Raw genomic sequence first — 2,616 nt, forward strand, 5'->3', positions numbered from 1 at the left:
AGTCCGAGGCGCACGCGGCGCTCGGCAAGGCGCATATATTCGGCGCGCGCCTCTTCTTCCGTGGTCTCTTCGTCGGCGAAGGTGCGGCCGGCAGCTTCGAGATCGCGATTGACCTGAGCCCAGATGTTGTTGAACTCGGCCTCGACAAGCTTCGACGGCGCCTCGAAGGAGTAGGATGCGTCGAGCTGGTCGAGCAGCTGGCGCTTCACCTTCTGGCGGGTCATCGAGCCGAACTGGTTCTCGAGCTGGCCGCGCACGATCTCGCGCAGGCGTTCGAGCGATTCCAGGCCGAGATTCTTGGCCGTCTCGTCATTGACTTCGAGCTCGCCGGGCGCCGACACTTCCTTGACGGTGACGTCGAAGGTGGCTTCCTTGCCGGCCAGATGCGCAGCCTGGTAGTTTTCGGGAAAGGTGACGGTGACCTGCTTCTCGTCGCCGGCCTTGGTGCCGATCAGCTGGTCCTCGAAGCCCGGGATGAACTCCTTGGAGCCGAGCACAAGCGGCTGGTCGGTGCCGGCGCCGCCGGCGAAGGCCTCGCCGCCGATCTTGCCGACATAGTCGATGCTCACGCGGTCGCCCTCGGCGGCCTTGCCGCTCTTCGGCTCGTAGCTGCGCGCCGATTCGGCAACGCGCTTCACCTGATCGTCGACTTCCGATTCCGGCACGTCATAGACCTGACGCGTCACCTTGATGTCGGAGAAATCCTTGATCTCGATCGCCGGGATGACCTCGTAGTTGAGGCTGAATTCGAAGTCGGAGCCGCCGGCCAGGATCTTCTCGGCCTCCTTCTCGTCCTCCGTCATGATCACTTCGGGCTGCATGGCGGCCTTTTCGCCGCGGCCGGTGATGATCGAACGGGTCGAGTCGTTGAGGATTTCGTTGACGACCTCAGCCATGAACGACTTGCCGTACATCTTGCGCAGGTGCTGCACCGGCACCTTGCCCGGGCGGAAGCCGTTGATGCGCACCTTGTCGCGGGCATCGGTCAGCCGCGCCATCAGCTTGGCTTCCATGTCACCGGCCGGCACGGTGATCTTGATCTCGCGCTTGAGACCGGAGTTGAGCGTTTCGGTGACCTGCATCCTAGAACCTTTGTTTTCAACAATGAGACTGCCAAACGGTCCTAGCCGTTTACAGCCTGCCGGTATGATGTTGCCGGAAATGGCTTTTGGTACGGAACCTGGCGATTTGACCGCTAACGCGGTTCAAACTCTCCTGAACTACGCCTTGCCAGATGCGAAATAAGTTTCTGTTTTTACTATAACTTTTCACATCTTGCAGAAGCGGAAACTCACGTTCCGTCACATTCGACACGCCTTTTGTCACAGGCTAGGCCAATTTTCAACTATCTTCGCGTCTAGCCGGATAAGCATGATCTGAGCCTCGACATTGACAGAATGATGGCTACATGGGATTGCCGGGGAAAAGCGGATGTGGCGGAATTGGTAGACGCCCTGGATTTAGGTTCCAGTGCCGAAAGGCGTGGGGGTTCGAGTCCCTTCATCCGCACCATCCTTTGCTCTTCGAGCTTCGTATGGCAGGCCACCTAAAGCTCGAAGAGCCGACCTCCGAAGCCCTGGCGAAGGAGGACCGACGCCAGGCCTTCTGCTCTATGCAGTCATCAAACCGACATTGAGGCTCTGCTAGCAGGCGGGTTTGCAGTCGACCGGCCACCCGCATGCGCATCGCGATTCTGGACAGGACTATCGTTCGAACCCTGATCGTGCTTGCGATCGCCCAGCTCATGGGCTGGGGATCGGTCGGGCTGTTGGCTATCGTCGGCAGCCAGATAGCCGCCGACCTTCAAATCAGCATAGCGGCGGTGTTCGCCGGCAATTCGGTATTTTATGTGGTCATGGGCCTGTGGGCGCCGCCGCTGGCAAAGGCTTTCAATGCCTTCGGCGCCCGCAAGGTGATGATCATGGGCACGATCCTTGCCGCTCCGGGCTTCGTGGCGCTGGCGGCCGCGCACGGGCCGGTTCTCTATTTTACCGCATGGGTCATCCTTGGCACGGCTGGGAGCGCGATGCTGACGACGGCGGCCTACATCATGCTGAACGAGGTCGCCGGCAGCAGCGCCAAGAGCGCCATTGGCGTGCTTATGCTGATGACCGGCTTGTCGAGCAGCATCTTCTGGCCCGCCGCCGCCTTCCTGTCCGGGCTGATCGGCTGGCGCATGACTTGCCTCGTCTACGCGGCGGCCATGATCGTGGTCTGCCTGCCGCTCTATGCCTTCGGCTTGCCGCGCCGGCCGCCATCGCCGAAAGCCTCGTCAACGGTTCCGGCAACCCGGAAAACTCCAGCCGTGCCGGCAGGCATCTTCCGTCTGATCGTTTCGGCGATCACGCTCAATGCCTTCGTCACGTTCGGATTCAGCGCCATACTGATCGAACTGCTTAAGGCCGAGGGACTTCCCGCCGGAGAAGCCGTCGCCTTCGGCTCGATGCTGGGCATCCTTCAGGTCGGCGCCAGGGGCGTCGATTTTCTGGGCGCTGGACGCTGGGACGGGATGACCACCGCGCTTTTCGCCGGATTGGCGCTGCCGTTCGCCATGCTGCTTCTCATTCTGGGTCACGGCACGCACTGGTCGATTGCCGGCTTCATTCTCCTCTATGG

General features: G+C 61.1%; 2 protein-coding genes and 1 tRNA gene. 2 read left to right on the forward strand and 1 reads right to left on the reverse strand.

The genetic code is table 11. The annotated features are described in order from the left end of the window. A partial coding sequence (gene tig / locus EOA24_RS33805; RefSeq protein WP_127410575.1) for a trigger factor occupies positions 1–1,082 on the reverse strand: 1,082 nt, incomplete at its 3' end. 345 nt (positions 1,083–1,427) lie between these two features. Here tig and EOA24_RS33810 point away from each other — a divergent pair. Next, positions 1,428–1,512: transfer RNA gene (locus EOA24_RS33810), tRNA-Leu, on the forward strand. Positions 1,513–1,678: 166 nt separating this feature from the next. Then, positions 1,679–2,616 (forward strand): MFS transporter (locus tag EOA24_RS33815; RefSeq protein ID WP_133374753.1); only part of this gene is annotated, 938 nt, incomplete at its 3' end.

Source organism: Mesorhizobium sp. M2A.F.Ca.ET.039.01.1.1 (assembly GCF_003998035.1).
Classification (GTDB): domain Bacteria; phylum Pseudomonadota; class Alphaproteobacteria; order Rhizobiales; family Rhizobiaceae; genus Mesorhizobium.